This is a genomic window from Pseudomonas sp. 1D4 (assembly GCF_001728925.1).
In the GTDB taxonomy this organism is placed as follows: Bacteria; Pseudomonadota; Gammaproteobacteria; order Pseudomonadales; family Pseudomonadaceae; genus Metapseudomonas; species Metapseudomonas otitidis.
Genome location: NZ_LXJQ01000002.1, coordinates 24,055 through 41,694, shown reverse-complemented (window position 1 = coordinate 41,694; position 17,640 = coordinate 24,055). Strand labels below are relative to the sequence as shown.

The 17,640-nt window shown below is 69.1% G+C and carries 16 protein-coding genes; 11 read left to right on the top strand and 5 right to left on the bottom strand.

Translation table 11 applies throughout. The annotated features are described in order from the left end of the window. Positions 1–61: 61 nt before the first annotated feature. From A7D27_RS01395 to A7D27_RS01365, 7 genes are all read left to right on the top strand, one after another. Complete coding sequence (locus A7D27_RS01395) at positions 62–1,369, top strand: OprD family outer membrane porin (RefSeq protein ID WP_069563908.1); 1,308 nt, start codon at positions 62–64, stop codon at positions 1,367–1,369. Positions 1,370–1,478: 109 nt separating this feature from the next. Continuing rightward, positions 1,479–2,060, top strand: a complete 582-nt coding sequence (locus tag A7D27_RS01390) for a YceI family protein (RefSeq protein WP_069563907.1) — start codon at positions 1,479–1,481, stop codon at positions 2,058–2,060. Next, the gene (locus A7D27_RS01385; RefSeq protein ID WP_069563950.1) at positions 2,057–3,214 is read left to right on the top strand and encodes a phosphatidylserine/phosphatidylglycerophosphate/cardiolipin synthase family protein; all 1,158 of its coding nucleotides are present in this window, start codon (positions 2,057–2,059) and stop codon (positions 3,212–3,214) included. The genes A7D27_RS01390 and A7D27_RS01385 overlap by 4 nt, the downstream gene beginning before the upstream one ends. A gap of 76 nt (positions 3,215–3,290) precedes the next feature. Beyond that, on the top strand, positions 3,291–3,842 hold the full coding sequence (locus A7D27_RS01380) for a DUF2846 domain-containing protein (protein ID WP_069563906.1): 552 nt from the start codon (positions 3,291–3,293) through the stop codon (positions 3,840–3,842). A gap of 85 nt (positions 3,843–3,927) precedes the next feature. After that, complete coding sequence (locus A7D27_RS01375; RefSeq protein ID WP_069563359.1) at positions 3,928–4,509, top strand: DJ-1/PfpI family protein; 582 nt, start codon at positions 3,928–3,930, stop codon at positions 4,507–4,509. 167 nt (positions 4,510–4,676) lie between these two features. Then, positions 4,677–4,979: a ribbon-helix-helix domain-containing protein gene (locus tag A7D27_RS01370; protein WP_044409347.1), complete on the top strand. Its 303-nt coding sequence runs from the start codon at positions 4,677–4,679 to the stop codon at positions 4,977–4,979. Positions 4,980–5,121: 142 nt separating this feature from the next. Continuing rightward, entirely contained in the window at positions 5,122–5,622 is a 501-nt protein-coding gene (locus A7D27_RS01365; protein ID WP_069563905.1) for a hypothetical protein, read from the top strand. A 112-nt stretch (positions 5,623–5,734) separates the two neighbouring features. On the opposite strand, the gene A7D27_RS01360 is transcribed toward A7D27_RS01365, so the two are convergent. Continuing rightward, positions 5,735–6,133 carry a nuclear transport factor 2 family protein gene (locus tag A7D27_RS01360; protein ID WP_069563904.1) on the bottom strand — a complete coding sequence of 133 codons (399 nt, stop codon included), beginning with the start codon at positions 6,131–6,133 and terminating at the stop codon, positions 5,735–5,737. A gap of 110 nt (positions 6,134–6,243) precedes the next feature. On the opposite strand from A7D27_RS01360, the gene A7D27_RS01355 reads away from it, so the two are divergent. Beyond that, positions 6,244–6,834: a GNAT family N-acetyltransferase gene (locus A7D27_RS01355; RefSeq protein WP_069563903.1), complete on the top strand. Its 591-nt coding sequence runs from the start codon at positions 6,244–6,246 to the stop codon at positions 6,832–6,834. Further along, entirely contained in the window at positions 6,831–7,703 is an 873-nt protein-coding gene (locus tag A7D27_RS01350) for a carbon-nitrogen hydrolase family protein (protein WP_069563902.1), read from the top strand. The genes A7D27_RS01355 and A7D27_RS01350 overlap by 4 nt, the downstream gene beginning before the upstream one ends. Here A7D27_RS01350 and A7D27_RS01345 read toward each other — a convergent pair. From A7D27_RS01345 to A7D27_RS01330, 4 genes are all read right to left on the bottom strand, one after another. Continuing rightward, entirely contained in the window at positions 7,700–8,248 is a 549-nt protein-coding gene (locus A7D27_RS01345) for a hypothetical protein (protein WP_069563901.1), read from the bottom strand. The genes A7D27_RS01350 and A7D27_RS01345 overlap by 4 nt on opposite strands. Further along, positions 8,214–11,027, bottom strand: a complete 2,814-nt coding sequence (locus tag A7D27_RS01340) for a M66 family metalloprotease (RefSeq protein WP_069563900.1) — start codon at positions 11,025–11,027, stop codon at positions 8,214–8,216. Before A7D27_RS01340 ends, A7D27_RS01345 begins: the two co-directional genes overlap by 35 nt. A gap of 50 nt (positions 11,028–11,077) precedes the next feature. Next, entirely contained in the window at positions 11,078–13,408 is a 2,331-nt protein-coding gene (gspD, locus tag A7D27_RS01335; RefSeq protein WP_069563899.1) for a type II secretion system secretin GspD, read from the bottom strand. A 413-nt stretch (positions 13,409–13,821) separates the two neighbouring features. Continuing rightward, positions 13,822–15,345: a fumarate hydratase gene (locus tag A7D27_RS01330; RefSeq protein WP_069561363.1), complete on the bottom strand. Its 1,524-nt coding sequence runs from the start codon at positions 15,343–15,345 to the stop codon at positions 13,822–13,824. Positions 15,346–15,567: 222 nt separating this feature from the next. Between A7D27_RS01330 and A7D27_RS01325 the strand changes: the two genes are divergently transcribed. Beyond that, positions 15,568–16,695, top strand: a complete 1,128-nt coding sequence (locus A7D27_RS01325; RefSeq protein WP_069563898.1) for a diguanylate cyclase — start codon at positions 15,568–15,570, stop codon at positions 16,693–16,695. Then, positions 16,688–17,629 carry an iron-sulfur-binding ferredoxin reductase gene (locus A7D27_RS01320; RefSeq protein ID WP_069563897.1) on the top strand — a complete coding sequence of 314 codons (942 nt, stop codon included), beginning with the start codon at positions 16,688–16,690 and terminating at the stop codon, positions 17,627–17,629. The genes A7D27_RS01325 and A7D27_RS01320 overlap by 8 nt, the downstream gene beginning before the upstream one ends. Positions 17,630–17,640 lie beyond the last annotated feature (11 nt).

Sequence of the window (17,640 nt, the reverse complement as noted above, 5' to 3'; positions counted from 1 at the left end):
AATGGGCCTGCCTGTCCGGACAGCCTCACCTTTCATCCAGAACAACAAGAAGGACAACGAGATGAACCTGCGAGAGAAAGGCCTCGCCGGGCTGCTGTGCCTGGCGTCCGGCTGGCCGTGCCATGCCGAACCCTTTGTCGATGACGCCCGCACATCGCTGCGCTACAGCCAGTTCTACTGGAAGGAGAACGACGGTGGCGAGGTCGGCCCCAACCGCGACGAATGGGTGCAGGCCGCCCTGTTCAGCTTCAACTCCGGCTGGTACCGCGACCTGTTCGGCGTGGACTACGCCTACGGCCTGGCCGATGCATTGCACGTGGGCCACGAGGCCACCAGCATCAGCAACCTGGAAGCCGGGCGCAGCGTGCAGTCGCCCCACGGCATCGCCAAGCCGGTGGAGGCTTACCTGCGCGGGCGGCTCCCGCTTGCAGACGGGTACCTGCAATTGGGGCTTGGCAAGAAGAGCCGGCGCTACGGGCAGTACTACGACGACCCCATCAGCCGCATCCTGCCGCCCTCTACCCTGGGGACGGACCTGGAGTGGCGCGCCGAGGGCCGCGCCCTGCGCTACAGCCGGCTCACCGGTTTCAGCGCGCGCAACGAGTCGGGCTGGTCCGACACCCTGCGCAACTTCCGTGGTCAGCGCATCGAGGCGCTGCACCTGGCGGCCGTGGAGTGGACGCTGCCCACCACCAGCCGCCTGACCGCCGAGTACAGCCTGGCCGAGGACTACCTCAAGGTCGGCTCCATCAAGCTGGAGCACAGCCTGGCCCTGGGGGATGAGCGCTTCATCGACCTCGCGGGCACCCTCGGCGCCCAGCAGGACGCCGGGCGCCTGTTCGAGCACGAGGGCGTGCGCGGCCTGTTCGAGGCGGAGCGGCAGCACCGGGCCCGTTACACCGACCTGTCGCTGAAGTACCGCGCGCCCTCCCATTACGTGGGGGCGGCCTACAACAAGGTGCGCGGCGGCGACTTCGACCGCCCGTTCTTCCGCCAGGACCACGGCACCTGGAACAGCAGCGCCAAGCTGTTCTACTACTTCGGCGCCGAGGACGAGGCCATGGTCAAGCTCATGGCCGGCCTGGACTTCAGCGCCTTCGGCCTGCCGCAGTTGCGGCTGGACAGCCACTACGCCGTCTCCGACCACGCCGCCGGCTACCGCGACTTCTCCCGGCGGGAGTTCCAGAGCCTGCTGCAGTACCGCTTCGACGGGCCGCTCAAGGGGCTCAGCCTGGCCTGGCTGCACAACCGCTTCCACACCGAAGGCGTGCCCGACGGGGTGGACCGCCGGCAGGCCTCGCGCGGGCCGGCGGGCATCGTCACCCACCACGCCGAACGTTTGTACCTGAACTACGTCTACAGCTTCTGATCCGAAGGAGCGGCCGGCCCTCGCCCTGCTGGAGGCGGGCCGGCGACCCTGGTTTGCAGGTGCGCTGGCCGGCGGTTTAAGGTGGCGCCGATTTGCAACAGGAGTCCCCATGCGCACGTCCATTCCCCTCGTCTTCGCCCTGCTGGGCGCCCTGGCGCTACCGGCTCACGCCGGCTGGTACCTGGACAACGAATCCTCGCGGTTGTCCTTCATCTCCACCAAGGGCGGCAGCCTCTCCGAGGTGCACCGCTTCCTCACCCTGCACGGCAGCATCGGCGACACCGGCAAGGCCCACCTGCGCATCGAACTGGAGTCGGTGAGCACGGGCATCCCGCTGCGGGACCAGCGCCTGCGCGACCTGTTCTTCGAGATCGAGCGCAACCCCGAGGCCGAGGTGCACGCCCAGATCGACCTGCGCCCGATCACCGACCTGGCCCCCGGCGCCCAGCTGGAACTGCGCCTGCCGCTGAAGGTGACGCTGCATGGTCGCGAGCACGAGTACCAGGCCGAGCTGCTGGCCACCCGCCTGGACGACCGCCGCTTCCAGGTGGTGACCCTGGCCCCGCTGGTGCTGCAGGTGGAGGACTTCGGTCTGATGGACGGCCTGGGCACGCTCAAGCAGTTGGCCGGGCTCCCCTCTATCAGCAGCTCGGTGCCGGTGGGCGCCGTGCTGATCTTCACGGCGCGCTGATGGGCCACATCTTCCCCTGGAAGTCCGGCAACCGCTTCGATCTGCTGATCGACGGGCCGAGCTTCTTTCCCGCCATGCTGGCCGACATCGGCCGGGCCGAGCACCACGTCAGCCTGGAGCTCTACCTGGTGGAGGATGGCCATTGCAGCGAGGCCCTGGTGGAGGTGCTCTGCCAGGCCGCGCGGCGGGGGGTGAAGGTGCGCTGCCTTTTCGACGGCTTCGGCAGCCAGAAGCTGGGGCAGGCCCCGCGCGGGCGGCTGGCCGAGGCCGGTGTGCTGCTGCAGTTCTACAACCCCATCCGTTGGCGGCGCGGGGTGAACAACTTCTACCGCGACCACCGCAAGATCCTGGTGGTGGACGACCGCGTCGCCTACGTGGGCGGCACCGGCTCCACCGACGACTTCTGGCAGCCCGGCGAGGCCGAAAGCCATTGGCACGAGGCCATGGTGGCGATCCAGGGGCCGCTGGTGGTGCATTGGAAGCTGATCTTCGACTACCAGTGGATGGCCAACCTGAGCCGGCGCCCCTGGCTGCCGGGCGAGGCGCCGGGGCTTCGCCACCTGCCGCCCTATCCCTCGGCCGGCGTTGGCATGGGCCGGGTGGCCTACGCCGACGCCCGCCAGCACCTGGACATCGTCCAGTCCCTGGTGCGCAGCCTGCGCAACGCCAAGGAGCGGGTGTGGCTGGCCACGCCGTACTTCCTGCCCAGTTGGAAGGTGCGCCGTGCCCTGATCAAGGCCGCCCGGCGTGGCGTGGACGTGCGCCTGCTGCTCACCGGGCGCAACACCGACCATCCGCCGGTGCGCTTCGCCGGGCAGCGCTACTACCCGCGTCTGCTGCGGGCCAACGTGCGGATCTTCGAGTACCAGCCGCGCTTCCTGCACCTGAAGATGGTGCTGGTGGATGGCTGGGTCAGCATCGGCTCGTGCAACTTCGACCACTGGAACCTGCGCTTCAACCTCGAAGCCAACGTCGAGGCGCTGGACCATCGCTTCACCGAGCAGGTGGCGGCCTCCCTCTGCCGTGACTTCGACGATAGCCGCGAGATCACCCTGGAGGACTGGCACGCCCGGCCGCTGCTCAAACGCCTCTACCAGCGCCTGTGGGGCTGGCTCGACCGCCTGGCGGTGAACCTGCTGGACCGCCGCCGCTGAGCCGAACCTTTGTCGGGTGTCGGCAGTGGCCTGCCGCCGGCTACGCTCCCTGCACGCCATAACGAGAGATGTGCCCATGCGCCGTCCGCTGCTGTTGCCCCTGCTGGTCGTGCTGTTGTCCGCCTGTTCCACCCCCGGTGCCTTCTTCGGCGCCACCGACGGCCCGGCCTTCGAGGCGCTGGCGCCACGGGACGGTGACCATGCCCTGGTCTACATCTACCGCCCCCGCAGCGACTGGGCCGACCAGGAGCTGGAGGCGCCGGGGCTGTTCCTCGACGGCAGGCTGATCGGCATCCTGCCCAGCAACGGCTACCTGGCCCTGGAGTTCGACGTGGCCAACTACCGCCTGGAGATGCGCCGCCCGCTGATGGGCACCTACTGGACGCTGCTGGCCGGCGGCTATTTCGACTTCACCCAGATCACCAGCTTCGTTTTCGAAGCCGGTGCCGGCGGCACCTACTACCTGCGCTACGACGAACTCGACCCGCCACCGAAGAACGCCGAGCTTCCGCCCCAGGGCGACGGCCCGCTGCAACTGGTGGATGAGGCGCTGGGCCGCCAGGAGATCGCCACCACCCGCCAGGTGCAACCGCTGCTGCGCATCGACGCCAACGGCCAGCCCCTGTAGTAGCCGGGTGTTACCCACGGAACGGTGCCGGGGAGGATGATTGGCTACCTTTGTCACCCTGAACCCTGACTGGGAGGACCCCGCAATGGCAGCCAAGAAGATCCTGATGCTGGTCGGCGACTACGCCGAAGACTACGAAACCATGGTGCCGTTCCAGGCCCTCGGCATGGTCGGCCACACCGTCCACGCCGTGTGCCCCGACAAGGTCGCCGGGCAGACCGTGCGCACCGCCATCCACGATTTCGAAGGCGACCAGACCTACAGCGAGAAGCCCGGTCACAACTTCGCCCTCAACTTCGATTTCGACCGCGTCCGCGCCGAGGACTACGACGCCCTGCTGATCCCCGGCGGGCGTGCCCCCGAATACCTGCGCCTGAACGCCCGGGTGATCGAACTGGTGAAAGCCTTCGACGCCGCGAAGAAACCCATCGCCGCCGTCTGCCACGGCCCGCAACTGCTGGCCGCCGCCGGTGTGCTCAAGGGCCGCTCCTGCAGCGCCTACCCGGCCTGCGCCCCAGAAGTCACCCTGGCCGGTGGCGAGTTCGTCGACATCGCCGTGGACCACGCCCACGTCGACGGCCACCTGGTCACCGCCCCCGCCTGGCCGGCCCACTCGGCCTGGCTGGCGAAGTTCCTCGACGTGCTGGGGACGCGGATCAGCCTGTAACGAGGCGCGGGAATCCCCGCGCCGTCCTGCATACTGCGGTGCCCCCTCACGACTGATGGGCAGGTGCGAGGGGGCGCCGCATACAGGCACGATGGCGCTGCGTCGCACCACCGGACGACTGAAGTCGCCCCTACACGTTCAGGACCACCCGATAAAGGACCGACCCCATGTGCGAGCTCTATGTAAAGGCCGACCCGATCCTCTACGAATCCCGCTCGCGCTCCCTGCGCATCCGTGGCGTGGTCACCACCCTGCGCCTGGAGAACCAGTTCTGGGACATCCTCCGGGAGATCGCCGAGGTGGACGGCATGACCACCAACCAGCTCATCACCAAGCTCTACGACGAGGTGATGGATTACCGCGGCGAGGTGGTGAACTTCGCCTCCTTCCTGCGGGTGAGCTGCACCCGCTACCTGGCCCAGCGCAGCACGGCGGCCGGGCTGAGCCTGGTGCCGCGTCGCACCGGGTGACCGATCGGTCGGAAACATGAGGCGGTCGGCGGATCGCCCCAGCCTGCTCGGGTAGTCTTGCCCCGCGCGTGGCAGGGAGGCCACAGCCGCGCGTCCACCGGCTGCATTCGCGGTCGGGGTTCGATGGCCCCAGGAGTTGTTCATGGCTGCCAAACGTTTCATCACCCTCACCGCCCTTGCTGCCTGCCTGCTGGCCGGTGCGCCCGCCTTCGCCGAGCCGTCCCTGGCCGAGCGTCGCGCCATCACCGCCTACGAGCAGGGCGCCTACGTCGACCAGGTCAAGGCCATTCAGGCCGCTGCCGGCTACGAGCTGCCGCTGGACGTGCAATGGAACACCATTGCGCTGCCCGACCAGTCCGCCAACTACGCCCAGGACGGTTTCTGGACCCAGATCTACTTCGTGCCCCTGCAGAAGGCCCTGTCCGCCATTGCCGTGGACGACATGGGCAAGCAGGCCCTGAAAGCCAAGCTGAGCAAGGTGGTGGTGCGCTACGACGAGGCCACTGCACCCTCCAGCGCCTACCAGGACGGCGTGGCCTTCGACGGCGGCGTGCTGGACCTGAACTTCCGCCCGTTCAGCAACGTCGACGACGTGGACGCCCGCGCCGACGCGATCCGCAAGGCCCTCGAAGCCAAGCTCTGATCCGTGCCCGGCAACCGGCCTCCGGGCCGGTTGCCACGACGCCTCTGCCCGCACCAGGCTGCACCGTCTGCCATCCTGGCGCGTTTCTCGATGCGTTGGCTGGCCTGGGGCCTCAACTGACCTGCTCGATCCAGTCGGTCAGGTTGTAGTAGTTGGTCACCCGCGCGATCTTGCCAGCGTGCACGTGGAAGAAGGCGCCGGCCGGCAGCACGTAGGTCTGGCCGCGGGCCGGTGGCAGGCCCTCGTCACCCACCAGGTACTGCCCGTGCACCACGAACTCGGCGGCCACGCGGCTGCCGTCGGCGCTGGGCATGATGACGATGTCGGTCAGGCGCTCCCTGTAGCAGCGGTTCATCTTCTCCATGAAGGCGGCGAACACCGCCTTGCCCTGCTGGCGCTCGCCCTGGTTGATGTCGTGCACCACGTCCTCGCTGAGCAGGGTGAGGAAGGCCGGCATGTCCCCGGCGTTGAAGGCGTCGTAATAGGCTTTCACCAGTTCGGCTGCGGTCATGGTCAAGGTCCTGTCGCAAATGGGTCGGTTCGGGGTTGCGCTGCATGATAGGGTCTTGTCCGCCCCCGCTCTTAGCCAGGGGCGTCATCGGGACCGGCAAAACGACGACCATGGACATCCGACGCTACCAGGGCGCGGCCATCGCGCCTTTCATCGACGACCTCGCACGGCTGCGCCTGACGGTGTTCCGCGAGTACCCCTATCTCTACGACGGCACCCTGGACTACGAGGCGCGCTACCTGGCCACCTACGCCGAGTCGGCCGAGAGCCTGTTCGTGCTGGTGTTCGACCAGGGCCGGGTGGTCGGGGCCTCCACCGGGTTGCCCCTGGCGGACGAGACCGACGCCTTCCAGCGGCCCTTTCTTGAGCAGGGCTGGGACCCGGCGTTGATCTTCTACTTCGGGGAGTCGGTGCTGATGCCGGCGTACCGGGGCGGCGGCCTGGGTGTGCGCTTCTTCGCCGAGCGCGAGGCCTATGCCCGCTCGCTGGAGCGTTTCCAGTGGTGCGCCTTCTGCGCCGTGGAGCGCCCGGACGACCACCCGCGCCGCCCGCCCGGCTACCAGCCGCTGCACGGGTTCTGGGCCCGTCGCGGCTACCGCCACCACCCCGCCTTGCGCACCGAATACCACTGGCGTGACCTGGGCGAGTGCGAGGAAAGCGCCAAGCCCATGTCGTTCTGGCTGAGGGAGCTGGCCCCGTGAAGATCGCCGCCTGCCAATACCACATCGACCTCTTCGAAACCTGGAACGCCTACGCCGAGCACCTCACTACCCTGTGCGAGGCCGCCGCCGGCGAGGGCGCAGAGCTGCTGCTGCTGCCTGAGTACGCCGGCCTGGTGCTGAGCGGGCAATTGCCGCCGGCCCTGCGCGGCGACCTGCACGCCACCATCGACGGCATCCAGCCGCTGCTGCCCGCCTGGCGGGCGCTGTGCGCGGACCTGGCGCGGCGCCTCGGCCTCTACCTGCAGCCCGGTTCGGTGGCGGTGCGCGATGCCGATGGCCAGTACCGCAACCGCGCCTGGCTCTACGGCCCGGACGGCGAACTGGGCCACCAGGACAAGCTGATGATGACCCGCTTCGAGCGCGAGCACTGGCACATTTCGGCAGGGCAGGGGCTGCGGGTGTTCGACACGGCGTTCGGGCGGCTGGGCATCCTCATCTGCTACGACAACGAGTTCCCCCTGCTGGCGCGGACCCTGGCCGAGGGCGGCGTCGACCTGATCCTCGCCCCCAGTTGCACCGACACCGAGGCCGGCTACCACCGTGTACGTATCGGCGCCCAGGCCCGTGCCCTGGAAAGCCAGATCGCCGTGCTGCAGTCGCCCACCGTGGGGCTGGCGCCCTGGTCCCCGGCGCTGGATGAGAACATCGGCCGCGCCGGCCTCTATGTGCCGCCGGACTACGGCATGCCGAGCAACGGCGTGATCGCCGAGAGCCCCGAGCTGTGTCCGGACGGCAGTCGCTGGCTGCTGGCCGAGCTGGACCTGGAGGAGGTGCGCCGGGTACGGCGGGAGGGGCAGGTGTTCACCCGGCGGGACTGGCCGGAGCAGTTCGAGCGCGTGAGGGGCTAACGCCCGCTCTCGTCCGCCAGCGACGGGCATCCGCCCAGGGCCTGCAGTTCGTCCAGGGGGACGCCTCCGAGGGCGAAGGCTTCGCAGTCGGGCGGCAGGCTGGGCAGGTTGCCGGGGGCCTCGCTGGCCACTGGGGCGGCGGCGACGGAACTGTCGCCCGCGCCCGGCGCGCGGCCCAGGATCACCAGTTCACCGAGTTCTCGGGCGCGCCGCAGCAGCAGGCGGTCGCGCTGGATCGCCAGCACCTCGACGCCACCAGGCAGGCGGTCGCCGGTCCGGACGCTGAAGGGCGGCCCGTCTTCAAGGCTGAGGGTGGCGCTGCCCTGGCCATCCCCCCGGCTGAACACCCCGTGCAGACGCCATGCGCTGAGACCGGGCAGTGCGCCCAGCGGCTGCAGGTGCAGCCGGGGTGGGGTCAGCAAGGCGGTGGGCAGCTCCACCGCGGCAAGCGGCGGAGGCAGCAGTGCCAGCAGCAGCGCCAGGCCCCATGGGGCCTGGCGCCAGTGGGCCTCAGGGGGACACGGCTTGGGCGCGTTGCTCGGCATAGGCGGTGAAGGCAGCGATGTTGCGGCTTTGCAGCAGCGGCAGCAGGCCGTTGTCGCTGAGGGTGGGGCCGTACCATTTCTGGTTGGCGCCGCTGGTGCAGCCATAGAGGATCAGCTTTCCGCGCCCGTTGGTGAGGTAGCCGCCGGAGAGGTCCAGACAGCGGTTGCCGGCTTTGAGCTGCGGCAGTGCGGAGAAGTCCCAGGCCTGGGCGTCCTGCTGGATGTCGCAGGCGCTCAGGCCCACGTCGTTGCTGGCGGTCAGGCACTGGGTGGGCTGGGCGACGCTGCGGATGCGGCCGCTGGCGTCCACCCGCCATTGTTCCTCCGCCGAGCCGGTGCACTGGGCCTTGGCCAGCACGTAGGGCTGCCAGGCGCCGTCCACCTGTTCCACCCGCACGCAGTTGCCGTTGCCCATGGCGAAGCCCTGGCGCGGCGGCAGCAGGGTGCGGCTGTCGAACTGCAGGGTGGTCAGCAGGGCATCCAGGGCCTGGGCGGCGTCGGCGCTGCCGGCCAGTTGGGCACCGTAGGCGTCGAGCCAGCGGTTCAGGCGCAGGGCGTGGGCCTGTTGCTCCAGCAGGCGTTGGCGGACCTGCTGGGCGGTGGCCGAGAGGCCGTCGGGCTGGTCGCTGTAGCTGTCGAAGAGCACCCGTGCGTTGCCCTTGAGGGTGGGCACGAGCTGGCCGGCGAGGGCCGTGAGGGCGGCGTCGAGCTGGGGCAGTTCTTCCTGGCGCAGGGCCTGGAAGCCGGCTTCGCGACCGACGATCACCGGCGGCGGCAGGGCGGGCAGGCCCTGGGGGATGATCACGCTGGCCAGCTCGGTGGTGGCGGCGCCGGCCGTGTCGCGGCATTGCAGGGCCGCCGCGAGGGGCTGTTCGGCCTGGGCCAGGTTGACGTGCAGCTTGTTGGCGTTGCTGCCCAGGCGCGTGGGGGCGACGGCGATGCGCTGGGTTGTGCCGCTGGCGAAGCTGACCGCCAGCCAGCATTGCCGGCTGGTGGCAGCGGCGTCGGGCAGCGGCAGGTCGTAGACCTGGCCCCAGTTGCCGCGCAGGGCCGGGTAGAGCACGGCGGCGCCGGTCTCCGGGTCGTAGCCGCCGAGCAGGGTGATGACCGGGACGCCGAACAGGCGCGGCTTGCGGTAGTGACCGTCGGCGCTGTTGTACCAGACGGTGCTGGAGGTCGGCGTCTTCGGCTGGAACACCTCCATCTTGCGGCTGGTGGCGTCCCACTTGCGGTAGCCGGTTGGGGAGTCGGGGGCCCAGACGGCGCGGTTCAGCGCCGGCTGGATCTTCTGTCGGGTGCTGTAGCCGGTGTAGTGGGTGTAGCGCGACAGCCCGCTGGCGAAGTTGCCGCCGGCCATGGCGTCGGTGGCGAAGCTGTAGGCATCGGCGTAGATCGGCATGCCGTTGAGGCCGCCGGTCTTGGCGCGGGTCCAGTGCAGGTTGGCGCGCATGCGCTTGCGGTAGGCGATGTAGCCCCAGCCACTGTCGTGGTGGTGGCCGGACCAGAAGTAGTTGTCGCCGCTCTGTCCGGGGTAGTGGCCGAGGCCGTAGTGGTGGCCGATCTCGTGGCTGAACTCGTTCCCCACCGAGTCGATCAGGGTGAGGATGCCGTTGCCGCCGCTGAGGCCGTGGTTGGCCGGGCCGTTGGCGTACTGGCCGCGGGCGTGGTGGATGACCGCCGAGTTGGTCAGTTGCGGCTGCTCCTGGCTGGCCATGCCGGCGCTGGTGATGCCCCAGTTGGCCAGGTTGATGCCGGTGCTGAAGGTGGACTTGGCGGTGTTCTCGCGCATGTCGCCGCTGTAGACGTCGCCGGTGGTGGCGCTGGCCTGGCCCTGGTCGGCGTCGTAGATCGTGCCGTTGGCCACCATCACTTTGCGCAACAGCACGTCTTCGTACTGGCCGGCCACCATGCGGGCGATGGGCACGGTCTGGAAGTAGTCGGTGGCGGCCTGGACCGGCTGGGTGTTGAACCCGTGCTGGCCGCCCGGAACCTCGGCGGTGAGCATGCCGATGCGAATGGCCTGGACCAGCAGTTCGGCGGGCGGGGCGAAGTCGAAGAGCTCGGCGGCGCGCTGGCCGCTGCGGCCCCGGTCGTCGCTGAGTTGCAGGCTCATGCCGGGCACCACCCAGTCCCAGGGCAGTACGGCGGACCAGGCGCGGCGCGAATACACCACGTCGGGGCGGGCGTCGCTGCCGGTGCGGTCGGCGCGGAACAGCTCGTCGGGGTGGCGCAGCGTCAGGTCGCCCTTGAGGACGCCGTCCACCAGCACCTGCACGCGCATGGAGTTGGGCAGGGGCTGGGCCGGGTCCGGGGTGACCAGCAGCAGGGCTTCGCGCTCGCTGGTCAGGCGCGGCATGTTCTTCGCTTCGTTGCCTTGCGGGTCCACCGAGTGGCTCTGCACGAATTGCAGCATGGCGGCGAGGGTACCGCTGAGGTCGTTGCGCACTGGGCGCGGCTGGCCGTCGGCGGTCTGGTCGTAGAAGCCGAGGGCGCCGACTTCATCCACCACGGCGGCACTGGGCTCGGGGAAGCGGTTCGTCGGGGTGACCGGCGGCTCGGTGGGCGGTGTGACAGGGGGCGTGACCGGCGGTTCCGGGGGGGCGGGCGTTTCCGGATCAGGGCTGGCGCCACCGCTGGCGGGCGGCTGGGGCGGCGTCTCGGGGGTGCTGGTGGCCGGTGGGGCAGGGTTGCTGGAACCTCCGCCACCTCCGCCGCCGCCCAGGTCCAGGCAACCGGCCAGGCTGAGCAGTCCGTAGATCAGTACGAGCTTGCGAAACATGTCCCCTCGCTTTCAGTTCGGCATTGTTGTGATTGTTGTGAGCCTGAGCCTCAGAGCGCCGTGACCCGTCCCCGATGGCTGGGCAGTGTGGCGGGCAGGTCGCGCAAGGCGCGCTCGGCCAGGTCGGCCTGGGAGTACTCGCCGTAGAACATGCGGTACCAGTCCTGGCCGTTGCGCTGCGAATGCTGGATGCGCAGGGGCGCGCCGGGGTGGCGGGCCATCAGTGCGCGCATGTACTGCTCGCTGCTGCCTTCGATCAGGTTGATGCTGTAGCGCTGCGGGGCGGCGGGAGCTGGCGCCGGAGCGGTGGTCGGCTGGGCCGGAGCCGTAGGCGCTGGGGGCTGTACCGCTGGCGGGGGGGTAGCCGCCACGGGGTGGGCGCTGCCCTGCAGGGGCGTTTCAGCGGGGGCGGCGTAGGGCTGGGCCGGGGTTGGAGTCTGGGCTGGCCTGGGCGCGGGAACCGGGGCGGGTGCCGTGGCGACCGGGGCAGCGGGGGCGGCTGCACGGGTGGACTTGAACAACTGCGCCGGCTCCTGGGGCAGGCTGCGCTGGGCGCTTGACCCGGCGGCCTGCTGCCGCAGGTCGAGGTACTTCTCCTGGCTGAGGTCGGCCAGGCGGGTGCCATCGCGGACCACGCTGGGCCGCAGGAAGACCATCAGGTTGCGCTTGACGTTGACGTCCTTGCTGGAGCGGAACAGGCCGCCCACCAGGGGCATGTCGCCCAGCAGCGGGACCTTGCTTTCGCTGCGGGTGACGTCGTCCTGGATCAGGCCGCCGAGCACGATCACCTGGCCGTTGTCGGCCAGTACGGTGCTCTTGATCATGCGTTTGTTGGTGACCAGGTCCACCGCGCGGGAGGCAGCGCCGGTGCTGGGGGCGATGGAGGAAATCTCCTGCTCGATCACCAGGCGCAACGTGCCGCCTTCGTTGATGTGCGGGGTGACCTTGAGGGTGACGCCGACATCCTTGCGCTCGATGGTGGTGAAGGGGTTGTTGGCCCCGGCGGCGTCGGTGGTGTACGAGCCGGTCTGGAAGGGCACGTTCTGCCCCACGAGGATCTCGGCCTTCTGGTTGTCCAGAGTCAGCAGGCTGGGGGTGGAGAGCAGGTTGCTGTTGCCGTTGGCGGAGAGGGCGGTGATCAGCGCGCCGAAGTTCTTGTTGCCGATGCCGACGATGGCACCGTCGGGCAGGTTGACCGGGGTCTTGGCGTCGATGGCGCCGAGCAGGGTGCCCACCGAGAGCCCGGTGTTGCTGAAGTTGCTGCCGCCGATGGGGCCGCTGTCGGAGCGCCCGTCGATGGCCCACTGCACGCCGAGGGCCTCGCTGACGTCGCCGGACATCTCGACGATGGCGGCCTCCACCAGCACCTGGGCACGGGGCACGTCGAGCTGGTGCACCAGGTCTTCAAGCTGCGCCACCATGTCCGGCTCGGCCATCAGGATGAGGGCGTTGATCCCCTCGTCGGCGCGGATCAGCACCGGTGCCTGGGTGGTGGTGGGCGAGGCGGCGCCGCGCAGTTGCTCGGAGAGGTCGCTGAGGGTCTTGGCCAGGTCCTTGGCGTCGCCATGGCGCAGGCGCACGACCCGGGTGTTGGCCGAGCGCACGGGCTGGGTGTCCAGTTGGCGGGCCATCTTCAGCAGGCGCTCGCGGGCTTCGGGCGGGCCAAGCAGCAGCAGGCGGTTGGTGCGCGGGTCGGCGATCACCTGGGCGTTGCCGTTACCGGCCGGTTGCCCGCGCCGCAGGCTCTCCTGCAGCATTGCGGCGACGTCGCGGGCCCAGGCGTGCTTGAGGTCGTAGAACACGCTGTCGTTGGCACCGGCGCTGTCCACCTGGGCGATCAGCGCGATCAGGCGTTCGATGTTGGCGCGCTTGTCACTGACGATCAGCGAGTTGCTGGAGGGGATGGCCGCCAGGTGAGCGTTCTGCGGCACCAGCGGGCGGATCAGCGGGAGCAGTTCGTTGACCGGCGTCTGCTGCACCTGCAGCAGGCGTGTCTCCAGGGTTTCCGGGCCGCTGCCGGTGGGGCTGTTGGCCACGCTGCGGCCTTCCACATCGGGCACGATGCGCGCCTGGTTGCCCTGGGTGACCACGCTGTAGCCGTGGGTGCTCATCACCGAGAGGAACAGTTGGTAGACCTCGCTGAGGGTCAGCGGCGATTCGGAGATGACGGTGACCTGGCCCTTGACCCGGGGATCGAGCACCAGGGTCTGGCCACTGATGCTGGCGACCTGCTCGGTGAAGTCGCGGATGTCGGCGTCGCGCATGTTGATGGTCCAGCGCTCTTCGCTGTCCTGGCTGGCCGGTTCCGCCCACAGCAGCGGGCACAGCAGCAGGCAGGCCCAGGCGAGGCGGGCCAGACGACGTGGCAGGCACAGGCTCATCGGACGGCTCCCGGTGCGCTTGGGCGGTCAGGTGCAGGCAGCCGCGTACCGGCCGGAAGGCACAGGGAGAGGAGAAGGGTCCAGGGCATAGTGAAGCTCGACAGACTGCTGCGCATCCAGGCGACGTGTTGGTTTCCTATGGCGACCTGCCTGGGTGTGGCCCGACAAGCGGGCGAGAGAATAAGGAAAGCGGCACGTCCGTTCGACTGGTCGGAGTGCAACTGTGCAAGGGCTCACACTCCTGAAATTGACCGTGCGGTCATTTGCGGATGTGCGTCCCGTTTTGGGGATTTGGTGGGCAGTAGGTTGGAGCCTGGAATCCGCTTGGCGGTGAACTGATCAGCAGCGCGTTACCGGAAGAGTGCCAATGAAAAAGCCCGGCACGAGGCCGGGCTTTTCAATTGCGGTGTGGCTTACTTCACTTCCACCGCGAGGCTTTCGGCGATCTTCTTGTTCCAGATCGCCGGGCCGGTGATGTGCACCGACTCGCCGTTGGTGTCGACGGCGACGGTGACCGGCATGTCCTTCACGTCGAATTCGTAGATGGCTTCCATCCCGAGTTCGGCGAAGGCCAGGACCTTGGACTTCTTGATCGCCTGGGCCACCAGGTAGGCGGCGCCGCCGACGGCCATCAGGTACACGGCCTTGTTGTCCTTGATCGCTTCGATGGCGATGGGGCCACGCTCGGACTTGCCGATCATGCCCAGCAGGCCGGTGCTTTCCAGGATCTGACGGGTGAACTTGTCCATGCGGGTGGCGGTGGTGGGGCCCGCCGGGCCGACCACTTCGTCACCGACCGGATCGACCGGGCCGACGTAGTAGATGAAGCGGCCCTTGAGGTCCACCGGCAGTTCTTCGCCCTTGTTGAGCATGTCGACCATGCGCTTGTGGGCGGCGTCGCGGCCGGTGAGCATCTTGCCGTTGAGCAGCAGGGTCTCGCCCGGCTTCCAGCTCTGCACGTCCTCGGGGGTGATGCTGTCGAGGTCGACGCGGCGGGCGCTCGGGCCGGCTTCCCAGACGATCTCCGGGTAGGCGTCCAGCGGCGGCGCTTCCAGGGCGGCGGGGCCGGAACCGTCGAGCACGAAGTGGGCATGACGGGTGGCGGCGCAGTTGGGGATCATGCACACCGGCAGGGAGGCGGCGTGGGTCGGGTAGTCCATGATCTTCACGTCGAGGACGGTGGTCAGGCCACCCAGGCCCTGGGCGCCGATGCCCAGCTGGTTGACCTTCTCGAACAGTTCGAGGCGCATTTCCTCGATCTTGTTCTGCGGGCCGCGGGCCTTCAGTTCGTGGATGTCGATCGGGTCCATCAGGACTTCCTTCGCCATCACCGCGGCCTTCTCGGCGGTACCACCGATGCCGATGCCGAGCATGCCCGGCGGGCACCAGCCGGCGCCCATGGTCGGGACGGTCTTGAGGACCCAGTCGACGATGGAGTCGGACGGGTTGAGCATGGCCATCTTCGACTTGTTCTCGGAGCCACCGCCCTTGGCGGCCACGTCCACTTCCACGGTGTTGCCGGGGACGATGGAGTAGTGGATCACCGCCGGGGTGTTGTCCTTGGTGTTCTTACGGGCACCCGCCGGGTCGGCCAGGATGGAGGCGCGCAGGACGTTCTCCGGCAGGTTGTAGGCGCGGCGCACGCCTTCGTTGATCATGTCGTCGACGCTCATGGTGGCGCCGTCCCAGCGCACGTCCATGCCCACGCGGACGAACACGGTGACGATGCCGGTGTCCTGGCAGATGGGGCGGTGGCCGGTGGCGCACATGCGCGAGTTGATCAGGATCTGCGCCATGGAGTCGCGCGCGGCGGGCGACTCTTCGCGCAGGTAGGCCTCGTGCATGGCCTGGATGAAGTCGACGGGGTGGTAATAGGAGATGAACTGCAGGGCATCGGCGACGCTCTGTATCAGGTCGTCCTGCTTGATCACGGTCATGGGTGCGCTCCTCTTCAATTCGGGAACATCAGGAAGCGCCGGACCACGACCCGGCGCGCATTGGATTGGGGGTGAAAATGGCGCGGAAGTATACCGCGTGCTCAAGGCCGGGCACACCCGCCAAGAGTCGACACCGGCCCTCGGCGAACCGCTGGCGTCCCCTAGGTTTTTCGTTTTCACGCGCGTAGAGTGGCGGCATCGTGCCAGCACGGGACGGAGCCCATGAGCACATCCAGTCGAGGGGCCACCCAACGGGGCCTGCAAAGCCTGCTGCTGAAGCGCTTCGGCATGGCAGTGGCAACCTATGCGCTCGTGCTGCTTCTGTTCTGGCTGGCGGTGCTGGGCGGTTTCTACCAGCGCTCGCCCTGGGTGGCGCTGGGCTTCACCGGACTCATCGTCATTTCCCAACTCGTGTTCTTCGTGCTCCTGCGCAGCGGTCGCAACCTGCGTTTCCCCGACCCCAGCCTGACTGAGGCGCAGATCCTCGTGGCCATGACCTGGCACACCCTGCTGATGGCCGACCTGGGGCCGGCCCGGGGCGCACTGCTGGTGGTGTATGTGCTGATCCTGCTGTTCGGCGTGTTCCAACTGCCGCCACGGGTATTCCTGCGCTGTGCGGGCTTCGGGCTGACGGCCTTCGCTGGCCTGAACCTGCTGGAGGCGTACCAGATGCGCCTGCAGTCGCCGGCCCTGGCGCTGTTGCAGGTGTGTGCGCTGTTCGTGCTGCTGGTGTGGCTGGGGCTGTTCGCCAGCTATGTCCAGGCGATGCGCCAGCGCATGCGGCAACGGCGCTTCGCCCTGCAGGCCCACCAGGACACGCTGCGCGGGATGATGCGCCAACTGGAAGACCTGGTGGCCACCGACGAACTCACCGGGCTGTTCAACCGCCGGCACTTCCTGCGCATGGCGGCGCGAGAGATGAGGGGCGTGCCGCCGGGCCGTTTCCATGGCCTGGCGCTGATCGACCTCGACCACTTCAAGCGCATCAATGACCAGCATGGCCACGCGGCCGGCGACCGGGTGCTGCAGACCTTCGCGGCCGTGGCGCGGGCCTGCCTGCGCGATGGCGATCTCCTGGCCCGCTACGGTGGCGAGGAGTTCGTGCTGCTGTTGCCCGACTGCGATGCCGACCGCCTGACCAGTTGCTGCGAGCGGCTGCGGGAGGCCTTCGCCAGCGCCGAACCGGTGGGGGTGCAGGTGGGGGCGCTGAGCCTGTCTGCCGGGATGACCCTGATCGGCTGCAACGATGACCTGGACGAGGCCCTGCAGCGGGCCGACCAGGCGCTCTACCGGGCCAAGCGCAATGGCCGCAACCGCTGCGATGCGGCATGGGAGATCCAGGGTGCCTGAGCTCGAAGCCGCCGGGCGCCGCTGGAGCGTGGCGCCCGCCAGCAACCTGCTGGATGCCTTGAATGCCGGCGGCTGCCGTGTGCCATTCAGTTGCCGTGCCGGCAGTTGCCATGCCTGCCTGGTGCGGGTGACCGCCGGCGAGCCGGCCGATGCGCGCCCCGAGGCGCTGGATGCCGAGCGCCGTGAGCAGGGCTGGCGCCTGGCCTGCCAGTGCCTGGTGGTGCAGGACCTGGCGGTGGAGCTGTTCGACCCTCAGCGCGACGGCATCCCGGCTCGGGTCGAGGCCTGTGACTGGCTAGGGGGCGAGGTGCTGCGCCTGCGCCTGGAGCCACAACGACCGCTGCGCTACAGCGCCGGGCAGCACCTGCTGCTGTGGACGGGGGAGGGCGTGGCCCGGCCCTACTCGCTGGCCAGCCTGCCGGGGGAGACGCCCTGGCTGGAGTTCCACATCGATTGCCGGGCGCCGGGCGCTTTCTGCAATGCCGCCCGGGCCCTGGTGCCCGGGGACGAGCTGCGCCTCGGCGAGCTGGGCGGCGGGGCGCTGCACTATGACCCGGCCTGGGACACCCGGCCGCTGCTGATGCTGGCCTCCGGCACGGGGTTGGCACCGATCTGGGGCGTGCTGCGGGAGGCGCTGCGCCAGCATCATGCCGGGCCCATCCGGCTCATTCATGTGGCCCATGACGAGGCCGGCCACTACCTGGCGGAGCCCTTGCGTGCGCTGGCCGCCGAGCATGGCAACATCACGGTCGAGCTGGTGACGGTGGCGCAGCTACAGGCTGTTTTGGCCGAAATCCGGCTTGTGAGCCGGCAAACCGTCGCCCTACTCTGCGGGCGGCCGGAGCGGGTCGAGGCCTTCGCCCGCCGGCTCTACCTCGCGGGCCTGCCCCGCAACCAACTGCTGGCCGACGAATTCCTGAGCCGCTCCGTCTGAGGCGGCCACCG

Coding starts and splice junctions, on each gene's coding strand:
- A7D27_RS01395 (WP_069563908.1), top strand. CDS start 62: ATGAACCTGCGAGAGAAAGGCCTCGCCGGGCTGCTGTGCCTGGCGTCC.
- A7D27_RS01390 (WP_069563907.1), top strand. CDS start 1,479: ATGCGCACGTCCATTCCCCTCGTCTTCGCCCTGCTGGGCGCCCTGGCG.
- A7D27_RS01380 (WP_069563906.1), top strand. CDS start 3,291: ATGCGCCGTCCGCTGCTGTTGCCCCTGCTGGTCGTGCTGTTGTCCGCC.
- A7D27_RS01375 (WP_069563359.1), top strand. CDS start 3,928: ATGGCAGCCAAGAAGATCCTGATGCTGGTCGGCGACTACGCCGAAGAC.
- A7D27_RS01370 (WP_044409347.1), top strand. CDS start 4,677: ATGTGCGAGCTCTATGTAAAGGCCGACCCGATCCTCTACGAATCCCGC.
- A7D27_RS01365 (WP_069563905.1), top strand. CDS start 5,122: ATGGCTGCCAAACGTTTCATCACCCTCACCGCCCTTGCTGCCTGCCTG.
- A7D27_RS01360 (WP_069563904.1), bottom strand. CDS start 6,133: ATGACCGCAGCCGAACTGGTGAAAGCCTATTACGACGCCTTCAACGCC.
- A7D27_RS01355 (WP_069563903.1), top strand. CDS start 6,244: ATGGACATCCGACGCTACCAGGGCGCGGCCATCGCGCCTTTCATCGAC.
- A7D27_RS01345 (WP_069563901.1), bottom strand. CDS start 8,248: ATGCCGAGCAACGCGCCCAAGCCGTGTCCCCCTGAGGCCCACTGGCGC.
- A7D27_RS01340 (WP_069563900.1), bottom strand. CDS start 11,027: ATGTTTCGCAAGCTCGTACTGATCTACGGACTGCTCAGCCTGGCCGGT.
- gspD (WP_069563899.1), bottom strand. CDS start 13,408: ATGAGCCTGTGCCTGCCACGTCGTCTGGCCCGCCTCGCCTGGGCCTGC.
- A7D27_RS01330 (WP_069561363.1), bottom strand. CDS start 15,345: ATGACCGTGATCAAGCAGGACGACCTGATACAGAGCGTCGCCGATGCC.
- A7D27_RS01325 (WP_069563898.1), top strand. CDS start 15,568: ATGAGCACATCCAGTCGAGGGGCCACCCAACGGGGCCTGCAAAGCCTG.